Source organism: Streptomyces sp. NPDC030820 (genome assembly GCF_055572075.1).
Genome location: NZ_JBVIEB010000012.1, coordinates 118,578 through 142,569 on the forward strand (window position 1 = coordinate 118,578; position 23,992 = coordinate 142,569).

General features: G+C 71.5%; 18 protein-coding genes and 1 pseudogene. 7 read left to right on the top strand and 12 right to left on the bottom strand.

What is annotated here, in order from left to right; all coding sequences use genetic code 11:
- Positions 1-143 precede the first annotated feature (143 nt).
- The 7 genes from ACZ418_RS30320 to ACZ418_RS30350 form a co-directional block, all read right to left on the bottom strand.
- Complete coding sequence (locus ACZ418_RS30320; protein ID WP_468369219.1) at positions 144-1,409, bottom strand: extracellular catalytic domain type 1 short-chain-length polyhydroxyalkanoate depolymerase; 1,266 nt, start codon at positions 1,407-1,409, stop codon at positions 144-146.
- 206 nt (positions 1,410-1,615) lie between these two features.
- On the bottom strand, positions 1,616-2,518 hold the full coding sequence (locus tag ACZ418_RS30325) for a universal stress protein (protein WP_468369221.1): 903 nt from the start codon (positions 2,516-2,518) through the stop codon (positions 1,616-1,618).
- 187 nt (positions 2,519-2,705) lie between these two features.
- Entirely contained in the window at positions 2,706-2,948 is a 243-nt protein-coding gene (locus tag ACZ418_RS30330; protein ID WP_385317695.1) for a DUF397 domain-containing protein, read from the bottom strand.
- 82 nt (positions 2,949-3,030) lie between these two features.
- Entirely contained in the window at positions 3,031-4,197 is a 1,167-nt protein-coding gene (locus ACZ418_RS30335) for a thiolase domain-containing protein (RefSeq protein ID WP_468369224.1), read from the bottom strand.
- Positions 4,194-5,243: a thiolase domain-containing protein gene (locus ACZ418_RS30340; RefSeq protein ID WP_468369227.1), complete on the bottom strand. Its 1,050-nt coding sequence runs from the start codon at positions 5,241-5,243 to the stop codon at positions 4,194-4,196. The genes ACZ418_RS30335 and ACZ418_RS30340 overlap by 4 nt, the downstream gene beginning before the upstream one ends.
- Entirely contained in the window at positions 5,240-6,181 is a 942-nt protein-coding gene (locus ACZ418_RS30345; protein ID WP_468369230.1) for a Zn-ribbon domain-containing OB-fold protein, read from the bottom strand. The genes ACZ418_RS30340 and ACZ418_RS30345 overlap by 4 nt, the downstream gene beginning before the upstream one ends.
- A gap of 22 nt (positions 6,182-6,203) precedes the next feature.
- Positions 6,204-7,004: a crotonase/enoyl-CoA hydratase family protein gene (locus tag ACZ418_RS30350; protein ID WP_468369233.1), complete on the bottom strand. Its 801-nt coding sequence runs from the start codon at positions 7,002-7,004 to the stop codon at positions 6,204-6,206.
- 198 nt (positions 7,005-7,202) lie between these two features.
- Between ACZ418_RS30350 and ACZ418_RS30355 the strand changes: the two genes are divergently transcribed.
- Both ACZ418_RS30355 and ACZ418_RS30360 read left to right on the top strand, forming a co-directional pair.
- A complete protein-coding gene (locus ACZ418_RS30355) occupies positions 7,203-8,819 on the top strand; it encodes an acyl-CoA synthetase (protein ID WP_468369236.1) in 1,617 nt (538 codons plus the stop codon).
- Between the two features lie 163 nt (positions 8,820-8,982).
- Complete coding sequence (locus ACZ418_RS30360; protein ID WP_468369238.1) at positions 8,983-10,839, top strand: alkaline phosphatase family protein; 1,857 nt, start codon at positions 8,983-8,985, stop codon at positions 10,837-10,839.
- Between the two features lie 73 nt (positions 10,840-10,912).
- Here ACZ418_RS30360 and ACZ418_RS30365 read toward each other — a convergent pair.
- Together ACZ418_RS30365 and ACZ418_RS30370 are read right to left on the bottom strand one after the other, a co-directional pair.
- Positions 10,913-11,446 (bottom strand): annotated as a pseudogene (locus ACZ418_RS30365) (alpha/beta fold hydrolase); the annotation flags it as partial.
- 10 nt (positions 11,447-11,456) lie between these two features.
- Complete coding sequence (locus ACZ418_RS30370; protein WP_468369621.1) at positions 11,457-12,317, bottom strand: alpha/beta fold hydrolase; 861 nt, start codon at positions 12,315-12,317, stop codon at positions 11,457-11,459.
- A gap of 277 nt (positions 12,318-12,594) precedes the next feature.
- Here ACZ418_RS30370 and paaK point away from each other — a divergent pair, with 277 nt between their 5' ends.
- A complete protein-coding gene (paaK, locus tag ACZ418_RS30375; protein ID WP_468369241.1) occupies positions 12,595-13,899 on the top strand; it encodes a phenylacetate--CoA ligase PaaK in 1,305 nt (434 codons plus the stop codon).
- A 17-nt stretch (positions 13,900-13,916) separates the two neighbouring features.
- Positions 13,917-14,105, top strand: coding sequence for a hypothetical protein (locus ACZ418_RS30380; protein WP_468369244.1), 189 nt, complete (start codon positions 13,917-13,919; stop codon positions 14,103-14,105).
- Here ACZ418_RS30380 and ACZ418_RS30385 read toward each other — a convergent pair.
- Positions 14,102-15,598: an acyl-CoA synthetase gene (locus ACZ418_RS30385; RefSeq protein WP_468369247.1), complete on the bottom strand. Its 1,497-nt coding sequence runs from the start codon at positions 15,596-15,598 to the stop codon at positions 14,102-14,104. The two genes, ACZ418_RS30380 and ACZ418_RS30385, sit on opposite strands and share 4 nt — an antisense overlap.
- 329 nt (positions 15,599-15,927) lie before the next feature.
- On the opposite strand from ACZ418_RS30385, the gene ACZ418_RS30390 reads away from it, so the two are divergent.
- The 3 genes from ACZ418_RS30390 to ACZ418_RS30400 all read left to right on the top strand — a co-directional run bounded on the left by ACZ418_RS30390 (position 15,928) and on the right by ACZ418_RS30400 (position 21,286).
- Positions 15,928-17,223 (top strand): cytochrome P450, encoded by a 1,296-nt coding sequence (locus ACZ418_RS30390; protein WP_468369250.1) that lies wholly within the window; start codon positions 15,928-15,930, stop codon positions 17,221-17,223.
- Positions 17,198-18,214 carry a (-)-alpha-amorphene synthase gene (locus tag ACZ418_RS30395; RefSeq protein WP_468369253.1) on the top strand — a complete coding sequence of 339 codons (1,017 nt, stop codon included), beginning with the start codon at positions 17,198-17,200 and terminating at the stop codon, positions 18,212-18,214. The genes ACZ418_RS30390 and ACZ418_RS30395 overlap by 26 nt, the downstream gene beginning before the upstream one ends.
- 213 nt (positions 18,215-18,427) lie before the next feature.
- Positions 18,428-21,286, top strand: a complete 2,859-nt coding sequence (locus tag ACZ418_RS30400; RefSeq protein ID WP_468369256.1) for an ATP-binding protein — start codon at positions 18,428-18,430, stop codon at positions 21,284-21,286.
- A 22-nt stretch (positions 21,287-21,308) separates the two neighbouring features.
- On the opposite strand, the gene ACZ418_RS30405 is transcribed toward ACZ418_RS30400, so the two are convergent.
- Together ACZ418_RS30405 and ACZ418_RS30410 are read right to left on the bottom strand one after the other, a co-directional pair.
- Entirely contained in the window at positions 21,309-22,862 is a 1,554-nt protein-coding gene (locus tag ACZ418_RS30405; protein WP_468369258.1) for an acyl-CoA synthetase, read from the bottom strand.
- Positions 22,859-23,968, bottom strand: coding sequence for an NAD(P)H-dependent flavin oxidoreductase (locus ACZ418_RS30410; protein ID WP_468369261.1), 1,110 nt, complete (start codon positions 23,966-23,968; stop codon positions 22,859-22,861). The genes ACZ418_RS30405 and ACZ418_RS30410 overlap by 4 nt, the downstream gene beginning before the upstream one ends.
- Positions 23,969-23,992: the final 24 nt, after the last annotated feature.

Here is a 23,992-nt window from a genome sequence, read left to right on the forward strand (position 1 = left end):
ACGGGTTCCTCCGGCTGTGGGTGGACGCGCTGGAGGCTAGGGGCGGGTGGGCGCGCCGGACATGTGTGGGGCCGCCATGAAGACGGCCCCGGCAACGTTGTTGGCCACCATGACCGACCGTGGCTGATCTGGCTGACTCGATGTCAGGGACAGCCGCTGTCGGCAATGGTGTAGTAGCCCGTGGGTGACTCCTTCAGGGTGTGGGTGACGAACGTGTTGTAGAGGCCCATGTTCTGCTGGGATCCCTTGGCATAGGTGTAGCCGCCGCTGGTGGTGGCCCGTCCGGCCTGCACCTGGGCGTAGTTGCTCGCCGTCCAGCAGGCGGCCTCGCTGCCGCCACCGCCGGTGCCGCCACCGCCACCGCCCGGATCGGAGGTGTCCAGGCCGAAGAACCGGGCGATCCAGTAGCTGGAGCAGATGGAGGCGGCGAAGTAGGGCGCGCCGGTGCTGCCGCACTGCTGGGTGCCGGTGCCCGGGTCGACCGGGGTGCCGTGGCCGATGCCGGGAACCTTGTCGACCTCGACGGCGACCGTGCCGTCGGCGGCCAGGTACTGGTCCTGCCGGGTGGCGTCGGGTCCGATGGTCGTGGTGCGGCTCGGGGTCTGGGAGACTCCGTGCAGGGCGGTCCACTGGTCGCGCAGTTCCGTGGCGTTGCGCGGGACGACCGTGGTGTCCTGGTCGCCGTACCAGACGGCCGTACGCGGCCATGGTCCGGTGTACGACGGATAGGCGTCCCGCACCCGCCGGGCCCATTCGTCCGGGCTCAGGTCGACGCCCGGGTTCATGCAGGTGTACGGGCTGTTGTCCTGGGTGCAGTCGTAGGGCAGGCCCGCGACGACCGCTCCGGCGGAGAAGACGTCGGGGTAGGTGGCGAGCATGACGGCGGTCATGGCGCCGCCGGCGGACAGGCCCGTGACGTAGACCCGCTGGGGGTCGGCGCCGTAGGCGGTCACGGCCTGGCTCACCATCTGCCGGATGGAGAGCGCCTCGCCCTGTCCGCGCCGGTTGTCCGAGGTCTGGAACCAGTTGAAGCACTGGCTCGGGTTGTTGGCCGAGCCGGTCTGCGCGAGCACCAGCAGAAAGCCGTCGCGGTCGGCGAGTCCGGGCAGGCCGGAGTTGTCGGCGTAGACCTGTGCGTTCTGGGTGCAGCCGTGCAGGGCCACGACGACCGGTGGGTGCGCGGGCAGGGACGCGGGCCGGTACACGTACATGGTGAGGGCTCCGGGGTTGGATCCGAAGTCGCTCACCTGGGTGAGCGTCACGGAGGCCGCCCGGGCGGCCGGCAGCGGACCGGCGAGCGCGGTGCCGAGGACGACGGCGACCACGGCGAGGAGACGGGTCAGGAAACGGGGCAGGACGCGGGCGCGGGGCGGCGCTCCGGTTGCCCTTGCGAACGGGGGCGGTGGCATGGGCGGCTCCTTTGCGGGACACGTGTCCCGGCCGCTCGTGCGCGGGGCTGTGCGCACGGCGCCGGGCGTGGCGGAACCGTACGAAGGCATGTGGGTCGCCACCATGGGCCCGGCCACCACAGCCGTGTCCGTGCCGGTCGGCAGCCGACCGATTGCGGGCCGCTGTGCGGTCTGCTACGCCGATCCGGCCGCGCCCCCGTCGGCGCTCACTCCTCCGGCGGTCCGGGGGGCACCACCGCGATCGGGCTTGCCGCGTGCAGCAGGACGGCCTGGGTGACCGAGCCCATCATGCGGGCCGGTGCGAGCAGGCGTCGCCGGTGCCGGCCGACGACGACCAGCTCGGCGTCCTTGGAGGCGGCGACGAGATGGCCGGCCGCGTCACCGGGCAGCGCCTCGGCGTCGGCGCGGACCTCGGGGTGCCGCTCGCGGTGCGGGGCGAGGAAGCCCTCGGCGAGGGCGCGGGTCTCGGTCTCGACGGCGCCCTGGTCGATCTGGGGCGGCACCAGCTGACCGGGGGCGGACCAGGTCTGCACCGGCCACGGGTAGGCGGCGATCACCTGCAGGCGGGCGCCGCGCAGGGCGGCCTCGGTGAAGGCGAAGGCGAGGGTGGCCTCGTCGGGGCTGTCGGCGTGCAGGCCGACGACCACCCGGGGCCCCGGCTCGGCCGGACCGTCGCCGTGCACCTGCCGGCCGGGCCGGGGTACGACGACCACCGGGCACTCGGCGTCCCGGGCTGCGGCGAGCCCGTTGGAGCCGAGCAGCAGGCTGGTGAAGCCACCGCGGCCCCGGGAGCCGAGGACCAACAGCTGTGCGTCCGCTCCGAGTTCCGGCAGGACGGCGCCCGGTACGCCCTCCAGCGCGACGTACTCGACGGCCGGCTCCGCGCCGCGCTCCGCGAGCCGGGTGCGCACGTCGTCCAGCACCGGATCGCCCTCCGCCTCGGGCTCTGCGGCGACCAGCACATCGGCCTGGCCCCAGGCGGCGTACTGCCGCACGTGCACCACCCGCAGCGGTGCGGCGCGGCGGCGGGCGGCGTCGAGGGCCCACTCCAGCGCGCGCAGGCTGTCGTCGGAGCCGTCGACCGCGGCGATGACCGGCGCAGTGCTCATCGTCCCTCACCTTTCGGAGCACGACCTTGCCCTTGCTGGGGCCAGCCTGGCGCAGGCGTGGGTCCCAGCGGGGTCCTGGTGGTCGCGTGTCCGGAAATCCGCGCGGAACACCCCCGGTTCGGCTGCCGGTGTACGCGCGGTGCGGGTTGGGTTCGGGTGGTGGTGCCGGTCTCGCCGCCGGGCCGGCTCAGGTGAGGTCGAACTCGCCTTCCCGGGCTCCGGAGACGAAGGCGCCCCATTCCGCCGGCGTGAAGATCAGGGATGGGCTCTCCGGACGGCCGCTGTTGCGCATGGCGATGAAGCCCTCGACAAAGGCGATCTGGACATCGCCCAGACCTCGGCTGCTGGACTGCCACTCGGCCTTGCTGAGGTCCAGCTCCGGCTTGTCCCAGCCCGCGAGCGGCTTCTGCTGGGTGGTGGTCTCGGCCACGTCCGTGCTCCTCCCGGTTCGTCGTCCGCGGGTCAGCCTAGCGACCGCTCACGATGCCCAACAGGCCACGTGGGGAGGACTTTCAGGTCTCCGGTGGCCGCGCTCCCACGAGCCACATGGAGAAGAACTGCGAGCCGCCGCCGTAGGCGTGCCCGAGCACCCTACGGGCGCCGTCGACCTGGTGTTCTCCGGCCTGGCCGCGCACCTGGAGGGCGGCCTCGGCGAAGCGGATCATGCCGGAGGCGCCGATGGGGTTGGTGGAGAGCACTCCGCCCGACATGTTGACGGGCAGGTCGCCGTCGAGTTCGGTCACCCCGGACTCGGTGAGCTTCCAGCCCTCGCCCTCCTCCGCGAAGCCCAGGTTCTCCAGCCACATGGGCTCGTACCAGGAGAACGGCACGTACATCTCGACGGCGTCGATGTCCCGGCGCGGGTCGGCGATGCCGGCCTGCCGGTAGACGTCGGCGGCGCAGTCCTTGCCGGCCTGCGGGGAGACGAAGTCCTTGCCCGCGAACAGGGTCGGCTCGCTGCGCATGGCGCCGCCGAGCATCCAGGCGGGCGGGCGGGGCGCGCGGGCGGCTCCGGTGCTGCCGGTGAGGATCATCGCGCAGGCGCCGTCGGAGGAGGGGCAGGTCTCGGAGTAGCGGATGGGGTCCCACAGCATGGGTGAGGCCTGGACCTTCTCCAGGGTGATGTCGTGCTCGTGCAGATGGGCGTAGGGGTTCTTCAGGGCGTTGCGCCGGTCCTTGTAGGCGACGAGGGATCCGATGGTGTCGGGGGCGCCGCTGCGCCGCATGTAGGCGCGCACATGGGGGGCGAAGAAGCCGCCGGCGCCGGCGAGCAGCGGCTGCTGGAAGGGGATCGGCAGGGACAGGCCCCACATGGCGTTCGACTCGGACTGCTTCTCGAAGGCGAGGGTGAGGACGGTGCCGTGGACGCGGGCGGCGACCAGGTTCGCGGCCACGAGCGCGGTGGACCCGCCGACGGAGCCTGCGGTGTGCACCCGCAGCATGGGCTTGCCGACGGCGCCGAGCGCGTCGGCCAGGTACAGCTCGGGCATCATCACGCCCTCGAAGAAGTCGGGCGCCTTGCCGATCACGACGGCGTCGATGTCGGCCCAGGTCAACTCGGCGTCTTCGAGTGCCCTTTGGGCGGCCTCGCGGACGAGTCCGGCGATCGAGACGTCCCGGCGGGCGGCCACGTGCTTGGTCTGGCCGATGCCTACGACGGCCACGGGCTCCTTGCTCATCGTCGATCCCCTTCGAGTACGGCGACCAGGTTCTGCTGCAGGCAGGGGCCGGACGTGGCGTGGGCGAGGGCGCGGTCGGACGCGCCGCGGTGGATGCGGGCGGCGGCCTCGCCGATGCGGATCAGTCCGGCGGCCATGACGGGGTTGGCGGCCAGCGCACCGCCGGAGGGGTTGACGCACACGTCGTCGCCGAGCCGGAGCGCCCTGCGCAGGATCACCTCCTGGGCGGTGAACGGAGCATGCAACTCGGCGGTGTCGACGGGCCGTTCGAAGGCACCTGCCCGCTCAGCCGCAAGCCGGGTGGACGGTGAGTCGGTGAGGTCGCGGACGCCCAGGCCGTGGGCCTCGATGCGGTGGTCGAGGCCGCGGATCCAGGCGGGCCGCACGCACAGCTGACGGGCCCGCTCCCCCGCCGCGAGGATCACGGCGGCGGCTCCGTCGCCGACGGGCGGGCAGTCCCCGGTGCGCAGCGGCCGTACGACGTAGTCGCCGTGCGGCACCGGCCCCTTGAGCTGGGCGTGCGGGTTGGCGGTGGCGTCGGCGCGGCTGCGGGCGCCGACGGCGGCGAGCGCGGGTTCGTCGGTGTGGCCGGCGTCCATGAGGGCCTGCGCCTGGAGGGCGGCCAGGGCTATGGAGTCGGGCCACAGGGGGGCGAGGTAGTACGGGTCGAGCTGGCGGGTGAGGACGTCGCGCAGGGAGCCGGGTGAGGACTTGCCGTAGGCGTAGACGAGCGCGGTGTCGGCGTCGCCGGTCAGCAGCTTGGTCCAGGCCTCGTACAGCGCCCAGGCGCCGTCCATCTCGACGTGCGACTCGGAGATCGGCGGCCAGGCGCCGACGCCGTCGAGGGCGAGGGTGAAGGAGAAGGCGCGGCCGGCGAGGTAGTCGCTGGAGCCGGAGCAGGTGAAGCCGATGTCGGCGGTCCGCAGGCCGGTCTGTGCCAGCACCTCGTGCAGGACCGGCATCAGCATCTCGACCTCGGAGGACTCCTCGGTGGAGCGCCGGTGGTCGGTCTGGGCGAAGGCGACGACCGCGATCTCCCGGGTCACAGCAGCTCCTTGTAGGTGTCGTAGTCGGCGTCGGGCTCGCCGGTGGGCCGGTAGTGGTCGGGGTAGCGGGCGCCCTCGGTCCACACGGGCTCCACGCGCAGGCCCATGCGCACCTGGTCGTAGCGGATGCCGCCGATCCGGGCGTGCAGGGCGAGGTCGGCACCGTCGAGGGCGATGTGCGCGTAGACGTAGGGCACCTCGATGTCGAGGTTCTTCGCCTTGATGTTGACGATGCAGTAGGTGGTGACTGTGCCGCGGGGACCTACTTCGACCTGCTCCACTGTGGCCACACCACATGTGGGGCACGCACCCCTCGGGGGGACGTACACCTTGCGGCAGGAGGGGCAGCGTTCGCCGACGGTCCGCTGTTCCGAGAGGGCGTTGATGTAGGCGGACTGGGCGCGGCCGGGTGAGTAGGTGTAGTCCAGGCGGGCCGGGGCGACGATCCCGGTGAGCGGGTCCTCGAACTCTCCGGTGTGGCCATCGGGTCGGTGGGGTTCTCCGTCGTACGGCTCGAAGCAGGCGATGTCGGTGATGGCGCCGGTGCGCTCCGCGGCCCAGCGGATGTGGACCCGCATTCCGGTGTGCACGGCCTCGGGGCCGGGGGCGTCGAGGGCGTGCAGCAGGGCGGTGTCGGCGCCGTCGAGCCGGACCAGGACCCAGGCGAAGGGGGTGCCGAGGGGCTGACCGCGGCGCGGCTCGTGGTTCCACGCCCAGGTGGTGACCGTACCCGTGGGGGCGACCTCCACCAGGTCGCGGAGCTCTTCGGCGGTGACGGGGTCGTACTCGACGGGTGGGACGAGCGTGCGCCCGTCGGTCGTTTTCACGCCGAGGACGACGCGTTCGCGCAGGCCGGTGAGGAAGGCGCTCTGGACGGGGCCGAGGGAGCGGGTGAAGGGGAATTCGACGACGAGGGGGGCTTTGAGGACTTCGGGCATCCTGGAGGACTCCTTCGGCGGTTCAGGCTCGCTTGTAGACGGGGGGCCGTTTCTCCGCGAAGGCGCGGGCGCCTTCCTTGGCGTCGGCGGTGTCGAAGACCGGCCAGCCGCGCGCGAGTTCGGCCGCGAGGGCGTCGGTCTCCGTCATCTCGGCGGTCTCGTACACCGATGCCTTGACGGCCTCGACGGCGAGCGGGCCGCAAGCGTTGATCTGCTCGGCGATCTCCAGGGCCCTGTCGAGCGCGGAGCCGTCGGGGACGACATGGCCGATCAGTCCGATGTCCGCGGCCTCCCGGGCGCTGTACGGCCGTCCGGTGAGCAGCATCTCCAGGGCGTGGGTGCGCGGGATCTGGCGTTGCAGCCGGACGGTGGAGCCGCCGATCGGGAACAGGCCGCGCCGGACCTCGAACAGGCCGAAGGTCGCGGACTGGCCCGCGACCCGGATGTCGGTGCCCTGGAGGATCTCGGTGCCGCCCGCCACGCAGTACCCCTCGACGGCGGCGATGACCGGTTTGCGCGGACGATGGTGGCGCAGCATCGCCTTCCAGTGCAGGTCGGGGTCGGCCTTGAGCCGGTCGCGATACTGCTCCCCTGCCATCCCCTTCCCGGCCAGGGCCTTGAGGTCCATGCCGGCGCAGAAGGAGCCGCCGGCCCCGGTGAGGACGATGGAGCGGATCTCGTCGTCCGCGTCGGCCTCCAGCCAGCCGTCGTACAGGCCGACGAGCATGGGAAGCGAGAGCGCGTTCCTGGCGTCGGGCCTGTTGAGCGTGAGCACCAGTGTGGCGCCCGCGCGCCGCACGGTGAGGTGTTCCGTCCCGCCCATGGGCTTCTCCCCTCGGTGAGAACGAGAACAGGTTGCAGTAGGCGGGGAGGCACTTCAAGGGAGCTTCCACGGTTTTCTGACAGACAGTCAGATTATTTGGGCGCGGGCCCTTCACAGTTGTCGCGGGCTTTGCTCTGATGACCGGCGTACCGGCCGATGCGCCTTTGTTCACCAGGACTGCAGGGGTCAGGAGGAGCGGTGGAGTACAACCTTGCCGACCTGTTCGAGTCGGTCGTCGACGTGGTCCCGGACCGCGAGGCGCTCGTGTACGTCGACCACCCCGGCACCGGTGCGGAGCGCCGCCTGACCTACGCGGAGCTGGACGCGGCCGCCAACCGCATCGCCCACCACCTGATCGACAGCGGGATACGGCCCGGAGAACACCTCGGCCTCCACCTGTACAACGGTGTCGAGTACCTGCAGACGGTGCTGGCCTGCCTGAAGGCACGGATCGTCCCGGTCAACGTCAACTACCGTTATGTCGAAGAGGAGTTGGTGTACCTCTACCGGGATGCCGATCTGGTCGCGCTGGTCTTCGACGCGGAGTTCGCGGACCGGGTGGCGGCGGCGCTGCCGCGGGCGCCGATGCTGCGGCATCTGCTGCGGGTGGGCCCGGAGACGGCCGGGGTGCCCGGGGCGGTGCCGTTCGGCGACGCGGAGGCATCCGGGTCGCCGGCCCGGGGCTTCCCGGCCCGTTCCGCCGACGACCAGTTCATCATCTACACCGGCGGCACGACCGGCATGCCCAAGGGCGTCATGTGGCGCCAGGAGGACCTGTTCTTCGCCGGGCTCGGCGGCGGGGCGCCGACCGGGGAGCCGGTGAAGACACCGGAGGAGCTGGCCGAGCGGGTCGCCGCCGGGGGCGCCGGGATCACCTTCTTCCCCACTCCCCCGCTGATGCACGGCACCTCCACACTGACGGCGTTCATCGGCTTCAACTTCGGCCAACGCATCGTCGTGCACCGCAAGTTCGTGCCGGAGGAGGTGCTGCGGACCGTCGAGAAGGAGAGGGTCACCAGCATGTCGCTGGTCGGCGACGCGATGCTCCGGCCGCTGATCGACGCGCTGAGCGGACCCCTGAAGGGCACGGACTGTTCGGCCCTGTTCAGCGTCTCCTCGTCGGGCGCCGTCATGTCGGAGACGGTGCGCCGGCAGTTCCGGGAGCTGGTGCCGAACGCCATGCTGCTGAACAACTTCGGCTCCTCCGAGTCCGGCTTCAACGGTACGGCGACGGAGGACTCGGGTCCCGAGCGCGGCTTCCGACTGCGGGTCAACTCCCGTACCCGCGTGGTGGATCCGGCGACCCGCGAGCCGGTGGCCGCGGGCGAGACCGGCCGGGTCGCGCAGTGCGGCCATGTCCCGCTCGGCTACTACAACGACCCGCGGAAAACCGCCGAGACGTTCTTCGCGAAGGACGGGCAGCGCTGGGTCCTGCTCGGCGACATGGCGACGGTCGACGAGGACGGCGTGGTCACCGTGCTGGGCCGGGGCTCGCAGTGCATCAACACCGGAGGCGAGAAGGTCTATCCGGAGGAGGTCGAGCAGGCGCTCAAGGCGCATCCGGACGTGTACGACGCGCTGGTCGCCGGGGTCCCGGACGCCACCTGGGGCAACCATGTGGCCGCCGTGGTGCAGCTGCGCGCGGGAGCCTCGCACCCCTCGCTGGCCGACATCCAGAGCCACTGCCGTACCCGGCTGGCCGGCTACAAGATCCCCCGCCAGCTGGTGATCACCGACTCCATCCAGCGCAGCCCGAGCGGGAAGGCCGACTATCGGTGGGCTCGGGAGGTGGCGGTGGCGGCCGACCGGCACTGACGCCCCGGGGTGTCCCACCGCCCTCACCACCCGGTAGCACTACTCTGTGCGCACGATCGACGCCCACTCGGCTACTTTGGGTGACTGTCAGTCGGTCGAGTGGTGCCGGCTCCGGCCTCCCGCACCGGCACCGGCACCGGGCCACGCACGGAAGGATCTCCGGGTGTCTCACCACACGCCCAGCCACCTGCCGGGTGGCGCAGACGAGACGGACAGCGGCCCGGCGGGAACCGGGGATCCCACGGCGGCCGGGGAGGCGAAGCTGGGCGCAGCACCCGGCCGGCCCCGCAGACGCGCGCGTGTCGTACGGAGCCTCGCCGCACGGGCCGGCCTGCTCGGCGGGCACAGTCGCCTCGCGCGAGGCTTGGCCGCGCTGGCCGGGCCGCCCGGGAGGCGGGCCCGCATCGCGCGGTACGCGGCCGTGGGCTCGGCCGTCCTCTCCGTCGCCGTCCTGCTCGCGGCGCTGCTGTTGCCGAACCGGCCCGACCGCTTCACCCCGGCCGCCGTCGAGCATCTGCCGGCCGAGGGGATCCTGCTCGCCGCCGTGCTGCTCGTGCTGCCGCCCCGGGCGCGGCGGGCCGCGGCGGCCGCCATCGGCGTGCTGATCGGGCTGGTCACGCTCCTCAAGTGCCTCGACATCGGCTTCTACTCGGTGCTGTACCGCCCCTTCGACCTGGTGCTGGACTGGGGTCTGCTGGGCAACGCGGCGGACTATCTGCGGGATACCTCCGGCCGCACCGGTGAACTGGTGGCCATCGCCGGCGCCCTGCTCCTCGCGGTCGCCGTCCTCGTCCTGACCGCGGGCGCCACGGTCCGTCTCAGCACCGTGCTCGCCCGGCACCGCGCCCGGTCCGTCCGCGTCGTCCTGGTGCTGAGCACGGTCTGGATCACCTGCGTCGTGCTCGGTCTGCAGAGGGGCGGCGCGCCCGTCGCCTCGACGCTCGACGCGGACCTCCTCGGCGAACGGGCCAAGCAGGTCCGCGTCTCCCTCGCGGACGCCCGTCTCTTCCGGCGTCAGACCGCTCACGACGCCTTCGCCCATACGCCGCCCGACCAGTTGCTGACCGGCCTGCGCGGCAAGGACGTGCTGTTCACGTTCATCGAGAGCTACGGCCGTTCGGCGATCGAGGACCCGGCGATGGCCCCGCGGATCGGCACGGTCCTCAAGGAGAGCGACGACGCCCTCAAGGCCGCCGGATTCCGGGCCCGCAGCGGCTGGCTGCGCTCGCCGGTGACCGGTGGCGGCAGCTGGCTGGCCCACTCGACCTTCCTGTCCGGCCTGTGGATCAGCAACCAGCAGCGGTTCCGCACCCTCACCTCCAGCGACCGCACCACCCTCACCGGCGCGTTCCGCAGGACCGGTGCCTGGCGCACGGTCGGTGTGGTGCCGGGGGTGCTGGTGGCCTGGCCGGAGGGCCGGTTCTTCGGCCTGGACCACATCTACGACGGCCATCACCTCGACTACCACGGCCCGGACTTCGGCTGGTCGCAGGTGCCGGACCAGTTCACCCTGCAGACGTTCCAGCGGCGGGAGTTCGGCAAGCGGGGCCGGGGCCCGATCATGGCGGAGATCATCCTCACCTCGAGCCACTATCCGTGGGCGCCGCTGCCCCGCATGGTCGACTGGGCGAAGCTGGGCGACGGCTCGGTCTTCCGGCAGATCAGGCGCGAGGGCAAGTCCCAGGCGGAGGTATGGAAGAGCCCGGAGAGCGTGCGCACCGAATACCGGACCTCCGTCGAGTACTCGCTGAACAGCCTCGTCGGGTTCCTGCGGCGTTACGGCAACGAGAACACGGTCGTGGTCTTCCTGGGCGACCACCAGCCCGTGCCGACCGTCACCGGGAACAGCCCCCGCAGGGAGGTGCCGGTCACCGTGGTCGCCCGTGACCCCAAGGTGCTGGACCGGATCTCCGGCTGGGGCTGGACGGAGGGCCTGAAGCCCGCCGCGAACGCTCCCGTCTGGGGGATGGACAGCTTCCGCGACCGGTTCCTGAAGGCGTTCGGGCCGCAACCGGGCTGAACCCGCCGGTGACGGTGCTCACCGGTTGCGACGGTAGGGCCGGTGGACCGTGCTCATGGACCGTGCTCATCGGTCGACGAACTCCCGCACCACGGCGAGGAACTCCTCCGGACGGGACTCGTGCACCAGGTGCCCCGCGTCCACGGTCACCAGCGAGGCGCCGGGGATCAGACCGGCGAGCCGCGCGACCTGATCCTGGGGGCGGGTCGAGCGGCACGGGCGCACAGACGTCCTCCAGCACCAGCCGCCGTACGACACCGGGATGGCGCTGGGCCGGCAGATGGGCGACGCTGCCGCCCAGCGAATGGCCCACGACATCGGTGCCGCCGAGGCCGAGGGCGGCCAGCAGGGCGAGGACGTCGTCGCTCATCGCCTCGGCCCGGTGGTCCCCCGGCCAGTCGCTGCGTCCGCGGCCGCGCGGGTCGGGGGCGTGCACCCGGCGCGGGCGCGGGGGTGCCGCGAGCCGCTCGGCGATGTGCGTCCAGTCCGCGCCGTCCGCGCCCCTGCGGTGCAGCAGCACGACGGGCGGGGCGTCCGCCGGGCCCCAGGACCGGCAGGCCAGGGTGGTGCCGTTCGCCTCGTTGGTGTGCGGCGCGGCGGTCTCCATGCCGGGCACGCTAGTCGGGCGATCCCGGCCCGGCCGGCCCGTCGAGGAAGGCCAGGGTGCGTTTCCGGAACCACTCCGGGTCGTCCAGCCAGGGGTAGTGACCGGCGCCGGGCTGGACGGCGACCTCTGCGTTCGGGAAGGCCTCGGCGGCACGGCGAGCGAGCTCCGGACGGGGGCCGCCGTCGAGTTCCCCGGCGAGCACGAGGACCGGCGCGGTCAGCGCGGCGAGGGCGGTCCGGGTCGCATCGGGTGTGAAGGCACCGTCGGCGAAGTAGCGCTCCCCCGCCTCCTCGTTGGTCTGCTCCGGTTCGGCGTCGGTGTGGGCCCGGGCGGCGTCGTCCCAGCGGCCGTGGAAGAACGGCAGGAACACGTCGTCGAACTCCGCCTCGCCTGCCAGCCAGGCCCGGAAGGCGGGGAACGCATCCGCGAACCACGGCTCGTCCGCGCGCAGCCGGGCCGCGGCCAGCCGGTCCTCGGGGGTCGCCCGCAGGCCCAGGGCGGAGGGGTTGGGCGTGATCAGCAGCAGTCGCCGTATCCGCTCCGGGTGGCGGGCCGCGTAGAGCATGGCCAGGGCCGCGCCCGCCGAGTGGGCGAGCAGATCCATGTGCTCCAGACCCATGTGTGCGCGCCATATCTCGACGTCCTGGACCATGCGGTCACAGCGGTACGTCGCCGGGTCCGCCGGCAGCGCGGAGTCCCCGGTGCCTCGTAGGTCCAGCAGGGCCAGGCGGCGGTGCGCGGCCAGCCCGCCGAGGTCTTCGAGGTAGGCGGAGGCACGCATGGGGCCGCCGGGCAGGACGACGAGGGGTTCGCCGTCACCCCGCAGGTGGTAGGCGAGCCGGGTGCCGTCGGGTGCGGTGAAGGTCGGCATGGCCGTGATCATGTCGGTCGGCCCCGATGCGGCGCAACGTTTTACCACCCGGGGCGAGAGCCCGGCCAAGTGGTCCGCGTCGGGATCACCGGTCGCGTGTCCGGCTCGCGCCCTGCGGACGATCTCGATCAGTTCGTCCCGGGTGAAGTCAGGCACTCACGCAGAAAATCTTCGCAGGCCTCTTGTCTGGAGCCGCATGGCCTGAATTACTGGCCCCGAACGGATCGACCGAATGATCGGTCGTCCGGTATGTGAGTGCGGCGAGGGAGACGACTCGATGGCGGATGCGACGAACCCGTTCGACGCGGGCGAACGGCTCGGGCCCGAGGAGTTGCGGGAGCTCCAGCTGGAGCGGCTGCGCGCCTCGCTGCGACACGCCTACGACAACGTGCCGTTCTACCGCGAGTCCTTCGACAAGGCCGGCGTCCGCCCCGAGGACTGCCGTTCGCTCGCCGATCTGGCTCGTTTTCCGTTCACGACCAAGGCGGACCTCAGGGAGAACTACCCGTACGGCATGTTCGCCGTGCCGCGCGAGCGGATCCGCCGACTGCATGCCTCCAGCGGCACCACCGGGCGCCCCACGGTGGTGGGCTACACGGACAACGACCTTTCCATGTGGGCCGACATGGTGGCGCGGTCGATCCGGGCGGCCGGGGGACGGCCCGGTGACATCGTGCATGTGGCCTACGGCTATGGGCTGTTCACCGGTGGACTGGGCGCCCACTATGGTGCCGAGCGCCTGGGCTGTACGGTCGTCCCGGCCTCCGGCGGCATGACGGCGCGGCAGGTGCAGCTGATCCAGGATCTGCAGCCCGCGGTGATCATGGTGACCCCGTCCTACATGCTCACCCTGCTGGACGAGTTCGAGCGGCAGGGCGTGGACCCGCGTGGCACCTCACTGCGCGTGGGCGTCTTCGGGGCCGAGCCCTGGACCGAGCAGATGCGGCGCGAGATCGAGGAGCGGTTCGCGATCGACGCCGTGGACATCTACGGGCTGTCGGAGGTGATCGGCCCGGGCGTGGCGCAGGAGTGCGTGGAGACCAAGGACGGGCTGACGGTCTGGGAGGACCACTTCTATCCGGAGGTGGTCGACCCGATCACGGGCGAGGTGCTGCCGGAGGGCGAGCGGGGCGAGCTGGTGTTCACCGCGCTGACCAAGGAGGCCATGCCGATCATCCGCTACCGCACCCGGGACCTCACCCGGCTGCTGCCCGGCACGGCCCGGGTGTTCCGGCGGATGGAGAAGATCACCGGGCGCAGTGACGACATGGTGATCCTGCGCGGGGTCAACCTCTTCCCGACCCAGATCGAGGAGATCGTGCTGCGCACGCCCGGCGTGGCGCCCCACTTCCAGCTCCGGCTGACCCGGGAGGGCCGGCTGGACCGGCTGACCGTCCGGGCCGAGGCCCGTGCGGACGCGGGTCCGGAGGTGAGGGACGCGGCGGCACTCTCCATCTGCGCGGCCGTGAAGGACGGCATCGGGGTGTCCGTCGACGTGGAGATCGTGGAGCCGGAGTCCCTGGAGCGCTCGGTCGGCAAGATCCGCCGGATCGTGGACCTGCGGCCCAAGACCGCCGGGTAGGGTCTCGACGCGGGTTCGTGGACGACCTGGTGTTGCCGGGCGGCCCGGACCCGGTCGTACGGAAGCCGCACGGGCATGTGGCGGCGGGTGCCGATCAGGTCGCCGTGCAGGTGATCGGCGTGGTCCCGGGCGAATCGGCGCTTGGGTACTGGCGGTTGCCGGCCGACGCCCTGCTGCCGTCGAAGACCGCCGACGCCCTCGGCTAACGGCTGAAGCGGTCCCGCAGTTCGCGCTTGAGGATCTTCCCGCTGGCGTTGCGCGGCAACTCGTCCACGAACAGCACTCGTTTGGGTGCCTTGAAGGGTGCGAGCTTCTCCTTCACATGGGCGATGAGCTGATCCTCCGTGGCCTCGCCGCGCGGGACGACGACCGCCGTGACGGCCTCGATCCACCGCTCGTCGGGCAGGCCGATCACGGCGGCCTCGGCGACCGCCTCGTGGGTGTACAGCGCGTCCTCGACCTGACGTGAAGCCACCAGCACGCCACCGGAGTTGATGACGTCCTTCACCCGGTCCACGATCGTGAAGTAGCCGTCGGCGTCGCGCACCGCGAGGTCCCCGGAGTGGAACCAGCCGTCCCGGAAGGCCTCGGCGGTCTCCTCGGGCTTGTCCCAGTAGCCCTCGCACAACTGAGGTGAGCGGTACACGATCTCGCCGGGCGTGCCGTCGGGCACGTCCTCGCCCTGGTCGTCCACGACCCGTGCGTCCACGAACAGCACGGTCCGCCCGCAGGAGTCCAGCCGGCCCTCGTGCTCGTCGGGGCCGAGGACCGTGGCCAGCGGGCCGATCTCGCTCTGCCCGAAGCAGTTGTAGAAGGCGAGCCGCGGCAGGCGCTCGCGCAGCCGCTGAAGCACCGGGACGGGCATGATCGACGCGCCGTAGTAGGCCTTGCGCAGGCCGTCGAGCCGGCGGGTGGCGAAGTCGGGCCGACCCGCCAGGCCGATCCACACCGTGGGCGGCGCGAACAGGCTGTCCACACGGCCCGCCTCGACCAGGTCGAGCAGCCGGTCCCCGTCGGGCGCGTCCAGGATGATGTTGGACGCGCCGACGGCGAGGTACGGCAGCAGGAACACGTGCATCTGCGCCGAGTGGTACAGCGGCAGCGCGTGCACCGGACGGTCACCGGCGCTCAGGTCCAGGGCGGTGATCGCGCTCAGGTACTCGTGCACAAGAGCCCGGTGGGTCATCATCGCGCCCTTGGGCAGGGCGGTCGTACCGGAGGTGTACAGCAGTTGCACCAGGTCCTCGGTGCGCGGTTCGGGCCCGTCGTACGGCGGTGCGTCCGCCAGCCGGGCGAGCAGCGAGCCCTCGGTGTCCCGGAGCGGCAACGCCCGTACGCCGTCCGGGAGCCGGTCGGCCAGGTCCGGGTCGGCGAGGACGAGGGTGCTGCCGGACTGGCCGACGAGGTACGCCAGGTCGTCCCCGGTCAGGTTCTGGTTGACCGGCACATGGACCAGGCCCGCACGGGCGCAGGCCAGGAAGCCGATCAGGTAGGCGTCGGAGTTGTGGCCGTAGGCGCCGACCCGGTCGCCGGGTGTGAGGCCCTCGGCGAGCAGCACCGAGGTCGCGCGGGAGACGGCGTCGTCGAGTTCCTCGTACGTCCAGCGGCGCTCGCCGTACTCCACCGCGCGGCGGGCCGGGGTGCGCCGGGCGCTGCGGCGCAGCACCCCGTCGACCGTGCTGCCGTGTCCCTGCGTCATGGCTCATGATCCTGGGTCCGCCGCGGAGACAGGTCAAGGACTCCGGAGGCGCATTCCGAATGCACTTTTGCTTCCGCGTGCCTCTGTGCGCCCCTTTGGAGAAAGCCTTCAGAAAGCCGATCAGTGCTGAGCCTGGGCAGGACTGTCTCGGACAACCTAGTCCGCAGCAGTTCACACATTTCACGTCTCACGTTGGGCTGGAGGCATCCATGAGCCGTGCTGTGCCTGAACAGAAACGCGCCTGGAGGACAGGTACTGCTCCCGGCATATTCCCACTCCTCGGCCACGGTATCGCCTTATACCGTCGACCGCTGGCATTTCTGAATTCTTTGCCCGCGCACGGGGATCTGGTCGAGATACGGCTGGGCCCCCAGCGCGCCTGGATGGTGTGCCACCCCGAGCTGACCCACGAGATGCTGATGGACCCGTACACCTTCGACAAGGGTGGCCCGCTGTACGACAGGCTCGGCAAACTGATGGGCGACGGTCTCGTCACCTGCCGCCAGCCGGCGCACCGTGCCAAGCGCAGGCTGCTGCAACCCGGCTTCCGCCCTTCCTGCGTCGCCCAGTACACCGACCTCGTTGCCGAGGAGGCCGAGGCGGTGTGCGAGGCGTGGCCGGTGGGCCGGACGGTTCCCGTCACCGAGGCGATGATGACCCTCACGACCCGCGTGATCAGCCGGGTCCTGCTCTCCGACTCACTGGACGACACGACGACCGCCGAGGTGCGGGACTGTCTCACGGACGTCGTCCGTGGCCTGTTCGTCCGCACGGTCGTACCGGTCGACGCCCTGTTCCGCCTCCCCACGCCCGCCAACCGCCGCTACCGGCACGCGCTCTCCCGCCTGCACGCGATCATCGCCGCGGCGATCGCGGAGCGCCACCGCGGTCCCGACCTCGACGACGTGCTGGGCACTCTGCTGGCGGCCGCGCGCGGCGACGCAGGAGCGACTGCGATCACCGATCAGGAGGTCCACGATCACCTGATCACGCTGCTGCTCACGGGCGTCGAGGCCCCGGCACTGTGCCTTGCCGACGCCTTCAGCCTGCTGGCCCGCCATCCGGAGGCGGAGCGCCGGCTGCACGCCGAGCTCGACGCCGTCCTCCCCCAAGGCCGACGGCCCCGCCCCGAGGACCTGCCGCGCCTCGTCTACACCCGGTGCGTCGTCTCCGAGACGCTGCGCCACTCGTCCCCCGGCTGGCTCTTCACCCGCGTCGCCACCAGGGAGACGGAACTCGCCGGATGCCGGCTGCCGGAGGGGGCCACCGTTCTGTACAGCCCCTACCTCCTGCACCACGACCCCTCGTCGTTCCCCGACCCCGAGCGGTTCGACCCCGACCGCTGGTTACCGGGTCGGCCGACCGCTGCTCAGCGCCGCGCGCTGATGCCGTTCTCCGCGGGCAACCGCAAATGCCTCGGCGACGAGTTCGCCATGGTGGAGGCCACCCTGGCGCTCGCGACCATCGCCGGGCGGTGGCGGCTGCGGCATGTGCCCGAGTACGTCGAGCGACCACCGCGCCCCGCGATCACGCTGGGCCCACGTGCCCTGGTGCTGGCCTGTGAAGCCCGTTCCCGCGCATCGGATTCCCGGACGGCAGGTGACCACGTTGTCGACAACGCATGAGGAACGCACGGTCGGTGTTTCCGATGGAATGCCGGTCTCCACCCTCAGGGACCTCATCGACCGCCACCTCCACATGCCCTTCCCCTTTCAGCGCAACCCCCATGAATCCGAGGCCGCAGCCGGCGTCGACGCATGGCTGAGGGCGTGGGGACTGACCGACGAACCGGATGTGGCGGCGATGATCGCCCGCACTCGTCCGGCCGAACTCGCGTCCTACAACAGCCCCACCATGGATGCCGGTCTCCTCCAGATCATGGCCTGTCAGATTGCCTACCAGTTCGTCTTCGACGACCGTGCGGAGGAAACGGGTCGCCGCTCACCGGGCAGGCTGCTGCCCATGCTGTGCGAGAGCATCGCGATTCTGCGGGACGACCAGCCGCCCAGCACTCCCCTCGGAGCGGCTCTGGCCGATCTCCACCGGCAGGTCCGGGAACGGTGCACACCCGCGCAGGCCGCGCGGTGGGCCTGGAAGAGCCGTGAATATGTGCACGGCCTGTTGTACGAAGCAGTGGCTCAGGCCCACCCCTTCCTTCTGCGGACCGGAGACTGCACCTCGGTACGGTCGCTGACCGCGGGCGTGGAACCGTTCTACCCACTGTGCGAGGCCGCCCAGCCACATGAGCTTTCCCCTGCCGAACTCCACCATCCCGTCGTACGGCGCCTGAGCCGCCTGTCGGCCGATGCGGCGGTGTGGATACCCGACCTCTTCTCCTCGGTGAAAGAACAGCGCGCGGGCGAAATGATCAATCTGGCCCTTGCCTACCAGCGCGAGCACCGGTGCTCTCTGCAGACGGCCGTCCTCCTGGCCATCCAGCGGATCAACGGCACGATCGAGGAGTTCCAGAGGCTCTACGCGGAGGTAGAACCGCAGTTGAGCCCGGCAGGCGTCGGCTATGTGGAGGGCATGATCGGCTGGATCCGTGGGTGCTACCACTGGTCACGCACCGTGCCGCGCTACGCGGACGTGACGTCGGTACCCGCCGAGCCGTAGTCGCCCTCTCGCACCGCGGCGGGAGCGGGTGCATTCAGACCCCATACCCAGAGAACGGGCATTGTCCCGTCCCCAGCCGCTGATTCACCTGATGGAATCCGATCAGGCCTGCCTCACCGCCACGAGGCGTACGCTCGGCTTCCCCGGGCCGAACGAAAGAAGGCGGTACGGCACATGGCGATGGAGCCGCGGCAACCGATCACGGAGCAACGCATGTTGATCGAGCGCCGACGGGAACTTCAGGCTCTCGACGCCGCATTCCAGGAGTTGCGGCGCACCACTGACGGCGTGCCGCGCGCGAGGCGCAGGGGAGTGCTCGCCTTCACCGGGCCGGCGGGGCTGGGCAAGACGGCGCTCGTCACGGAAGCACGTGCCCGGGCGGCGGCACACGGATTCACGGTGCTGTCGGGCAGGGGCGGAGAGAAGGAACAGGGGTCGGCGTTCCGCGTGGTGCGCCAGTTGGCGCAGCCGTCGCTGGCCGCCATGGAGGGGGCGGAACTCCGCTCGTTCCTGGGGAGCTGGTACGACATCGTCGCCGCCGCGCTCGGTCTCGAAGCGAGGGGCTCCGCCCCGGCGCCGGACCCGACCGGGGTGCGCGAAGGCCTCGACTGGGTCATGACGCGCCTCACCGTGAAGAAGGCGCCCGTCGTCCTGCTGCTCGACGATCTGCACTGGGCGGACGCCGAGTCCCTGAGCTGGCTCGCCTCCTTCGCCCCACGGGTCGAGGACCTTCCGCTGCTGATCGTGATGGCCTACCGGCCCGACGAACTGCCGTCCGAGGCCGGCGAACTCCGCGCGCTGGTCGGACACCGGGGGAACCGCCCCCATGACCTGGCGCTGCTCACCGCCGGCGGCGTGGCTCAGATCGTCAGGAACGAAGTCGGGGATGCGGCCGAGGACCGGTTCTGCAAGGAATGCTGGTCGGCCACCGGCGGAAGCCCCTTCGAGGCGGTGGAGCTCGCCATCGGGCTCGCCGAACGCAAACTGAGCGGCACCGAGGAAGACCTGCCCGCGATGCGTGAGCTGGCCGCGGCGATCAAGGGGCCCGGGCTGATCGAGCGTCTGGAACGGCTGGACACGGCGACCGTCCGCTTCGCGCACACCGCGGCCGTACTGGGTTCACCCTTCTCACCGCGGCTCGCCGCGACCATCGCGGTGCTCGGCGACGAGGCCGTCGCCGAGGCGACCCAGAAGCTGCGCGCGGCCCGGATCCTCGCCGACGGCCACGGCCCCGAGGGGGAGCTGGAGTTCGTTCACCCGCTGATCGCCACGACGATCTACCGGTCCATCCGCACAGGCTTCCGGGTGGGCCTGCACAACACCGCCGCGCAGAGCGTGCTGGCCGCGGGATACGGCCCCACCGCCGCCGCCCGGCACATGCTGGAGCTCCCCTGCGAGGGCAATCCCGAAACGGTCGCCTGTCTGCGCGAGGCCGCTCGCGAATACCTCCGCGCCGGCGCGACCGAGGCCGCCCGGCGTCTGCTGGCCCGCGCGCTGCAGGAGCCGCCCCTCCCCGAGGACCGTGCCGCGCTCCTTCACGAACTCGCGTGCGCCACGTTCCTGATGGAGCCCACGGCCACGGTGCGGCATCTCCGCCAGGCGCTGGCGGAGCGCGACATCGACCCCGATCTGCGGGCCTCCGTCGTCTTTCGGCTGACGCAGGCTCTGGCCCACACCGATCAGCTGGCCGAGGCCGTGACCGTGGCCGCGAAAGAGGCCGGGAAGGCCACGAATCCGCGCGTCAAACTGCGGATGCAGGCCGATCAGTTCGTCTGGAGCATGGTCCGCACCGACGACCCCGACTCACCCTCCCGTTCCCGGACACTGGCACGGCTGGCCGAGAAGTTGCCCGGCCGCAGTCTGGAGGAGCGCTACATCCTGGGACTGCGAGCCTGGGACGCCGTCAAGCGCGGTGAACCGCGGGAGACCGCCCTCGCGTATGCCGAGAAGGCACTGCTCGACGGCATGAGCTGGATCGACGAGAACCACGGTTTCGAGGTACCCGTTTCGGTCGCCCTTGTGTTCATGTACTGCGACCAGCCGCGACGGGCCGAGGAGTTGTTCAACAAAGGTATCGCCGAGTGCGTGGCCAAGGGCTGGCGCGGCTCCCATCTGGCCCTCGGCCAGACCCTCGCCGGCTACATCCGCCACCACCGCGGCTGCCTGGCCGAAGCCGAGGATCTCGCACGGGAAGGTCTGCGCATCGCCCACAAAGTGCCAGGGGCCGTCCCCGCGCAGTGGTTCGCCGTCGGCATCCTGATCCAGACGCTGCTGGCCCGGGGGCGCGTCACCGAGGCGCGCGCACTCGCCGACGAGCACCGTTTCGGTGAGACGACTCCGAACGCCGTCATCTACCCCGATCCCCGCACGGTGTACGCGGAACTGCTCCTGGCGGAGGGACGGCACGCCGAAGCGGCGGTGCTGTTGTCCTCGGTCGGGAAGTGGCTGGACGGGCGGGCCTGGCGGAACCCGGCCTGGTGCCCGTGGCAGCTCCACCTCGCCTCCGCGCTCGCCCCCACCGCCCCGGAGCAGGCGGTCGGCCACGCCCAGGACGCCGTGCGGCGCGCCCGGAAGTTCGGCGCCGCCTCCATCATCGGCCAGGCGCTGCACACGCTGGCCGAGGTGACCGGTGGTCCGGCGGCACTCGGCCTGTACGCGGAGGCCGTCGGTCACCTGGAGCAGTCCCCCGCCGCCTATGAGCTCGCCCGCGCCCAGGTCGGCCATGGCACCGCGCTGTCCCGCAACGGGCGGCTGCAGGAGGCCGCTGATCGGCTCTACCGAGGCCTGGAAGGCGCCGTCCACTGCGGGGCCGAGGCACTGGCCGCCCGGGCCAGGGCAGAGCTCTCGGCGGCGGGAATGCGTCCGCTGCCGCTGCGGTATCCGCCGGCGGACACGTTGACCGCTCGGGAACGCCGCACCGCCGAACTGTCCGCCCAGGGACATCCGGTGGCGGTGGTCGCCGAGGAACTGCGGCTCACCGAGCAGGGCGTGCGGCAGTTGCTGTCCAGCGTGTACCGCAAGGTCGGCACCGACGCCGCGGGCCTCGCCGGGTTCCTGGAGAGTCGTACCTGAGGCCGGCGGTCCGGAACAGTGGTCACACCGGCCGCGTCCGCCCCTCCCAGTACGGGTCCCGCAACCGCCGCTTGTACAGCTTGCCGTTGGGGTCGCGGGGCATCTCGGCGATGAAGTCGACGCTCTTGGGCCGTTTGTAGCCGGCGAGTTGTGCGGCGCAGTGGTCCAGGATCGCGGTGGCGAGGGCGGGGTCCGGCTCATGACCGGGGGCCGGTTCGACGACCGCCTTGACCTGCTCGCCCCAGTCGTCGTGCGGGATGCCGAAGACGGCGGCGTCGGCGACGGCGGGGTGGGAGAGGAGGACGGACTCGATCTCGGCCGGGTAGATGTTGACCCCACCAGAGATGATCATGTCGATCTTGCGGTCACGGAGGAAGAGATAGCCGTCCTCGTCCAGGTAGCCGAGGTCGCCGACGGTGAAGAAGTCACCGATGCGGTTCTCGCGGGTCTTGGCCTCGTCCTTGTGGTACGAGAAGCCGCCGGTGCTCATCTTCATGTAGACCGTGCCCAGTTGGCCGGGCGGCAGCCGGTTGCCGTCGTCGTCGAAGACCGCGAGTTCGCTGATGGGCCAGGCCTTGCCGACCGTGCCCGGCTTCTTGAGCCAGTCCTCCGCGGTGGCGAAGGCGCCGCCGCCCTCGCTGGCCGCGTAGTACTCCTCCACACAGTGCCCCCACCAGTCGATCATGGCCCGCTTGACGTGGTCCGGGCAGGGGGCCGCGCCGTGGATGGCGTGCCGCATGGACGAGACGTCGTAGCGGGCCTTCACCTCGTCCGGGAGGGCCAGCAGGCGATGGAACTGGGTCGGGACCATATGGGTGTGCGTGCACCGGTGGGTGTCGATGAGGCGGAGCATCTCCTCCGGGGTCCACTTGTCCATCAGGACCAGGCGGTGGCCGATGTGCAGGGACGCGCCCGCGAACTGCAGGACGGCCGTGTGGTAGAGCGGCGAGCAGACGAGGTGGACGTTGTCGTCGAACGGCTTGATGCCGAAGATCCCGAGGAAGCCGCCCAGATAGGCCTCCTCCGGTGCCTTGCCGGGCAGCGGGCGGCGGATGCCGCGCGGGCGTCCGGTCGTACCCGAGGTGTAGTTCATGACCCAGCCCAGTTCCCGGCCCTCGGGGGCTGACTCCGGTTGCCCGTCCAGGAGTTGGCCGTACGGCCGGAACCCGGCGACCTCGCCGACCGCGTACCGGTGGGTGGCGGGCAGTCCCGCCTCGTCGGCGGCGGACCGTGCGGCTGCGGCGAACCGCTCGTGGGCGATGAGCACCTTTGCGCCGGAGTCGGCGACGATCCAGGCGATCTCGGGGCCGACGAGGTGGTGGTTGACCGGGACGAGATAGAGGCCCGCCTGGGTGGCGGCCAGGTAGGCGGTGACGAACTCGACGCCGCCCGGCAGGACGACGGCGAAGGCGTCGCCGCGCTCCAGGCCGGCCGCGCGCAGCCCGTGGACGAGCCGGTTGGCGGCGCCGTGCAGTCGTCCGGCGGTCCACTCCGCGCCGTCGGGGGCGACGAGGACCGTGCGGCCGGGGTTCTGCGCGGCTTGGGCCCAGAATCCGGTGGGGGGCATGCTGGTCACCGGCCGCTCCTTCCGGCGATGCGGTTGATGCGGTCCACGGCCTTCTCGAAGCCGCGGGTGAGGTCGTCGAAGACGGCCTGGACGCTGCGTTCGCTGCTCATCCGGCCGACGATCTGCCCGACCGGCGTGCCCAGCAGCGGTTCGACCTCGTACTTCTGGATCCGGGAGACCGCCTCGGCCACCAGCAGGCCCTGCAGGGGCATGGGCAGGGTGCCGGGTCCGGCCGGGTCTTCCCAGGCGTCGGTCCACTCGGTGCGGAGCTGGCGTGCGGGCTTGCCCGTGAGGGCGCGGGAGCGGACGGTGTCGCCGGACCCGGCGGCGAGCAGCTTGCTGGTCAGGGCGGGCGAGTGGAGGTCCGCTTCTGTGGTGGTCAGCCATATAGAGCCCAGCCACACACCCTGCGCGCCGAGTGTGAGTGCGGCCGCCACCTGCGGTCCGCTGCCGATGCCGCCTGCGGCGAGGACGGGCAGCGGGTCGACGGCTTCCACGATCTCGGGCGTGAGCACCATGGTGGCGATCTCGCCGGTGTGGCCACCGGCCTCGTAGCCCTGGGCGACGACGATGTCGATGCCCGCCTCCTGGTGCTTGCGGGCGTGCCGGGCGCTGCCCGCGAGCGCCGCGACCTGGACGCCCCGGTCGTGGGCGCGGGCGACGACGTCGGCGGGCGGGGAGCCGAGGGCGTTGGCGAGCAGCTTGATCGGATAGCCGAAGGCGACGTCGAGCTGGGTGCGGGCGACCTGCTCCATCCAGCCGGTGATACGCCATCCGGACGCCTCGCCCTCGGCCAGCTCGGGCACGCCGTACTTGGCGAGGGTGTCCCGCACGAACTGCCGGTGCCCCTCCGGGATCACCGCCTCGACGTCCGCTTCGGTCACGCCCTCGACCTTCTTCGCGGGCATGACCACGTCCAGCCCGTAGGGCCGGCCGCCCGCGTGCGCGTCGAGCCAGTCGAGGTCGCGTTCGAGGTCGCCGGGGACGGTGTAGCGGACCGCGCCGAGCACGCCGAAGCCGCCGGCCCGGCTGATGGCCGCGGCGACGGCGGGGAACGGCGTGAAGCCGAAGACGGCGTGCTCGACTCCCAGTTTCCTGCTCAGCTCCGTCTGCATGGGCGCAGGATGCCGCAGCCGGCC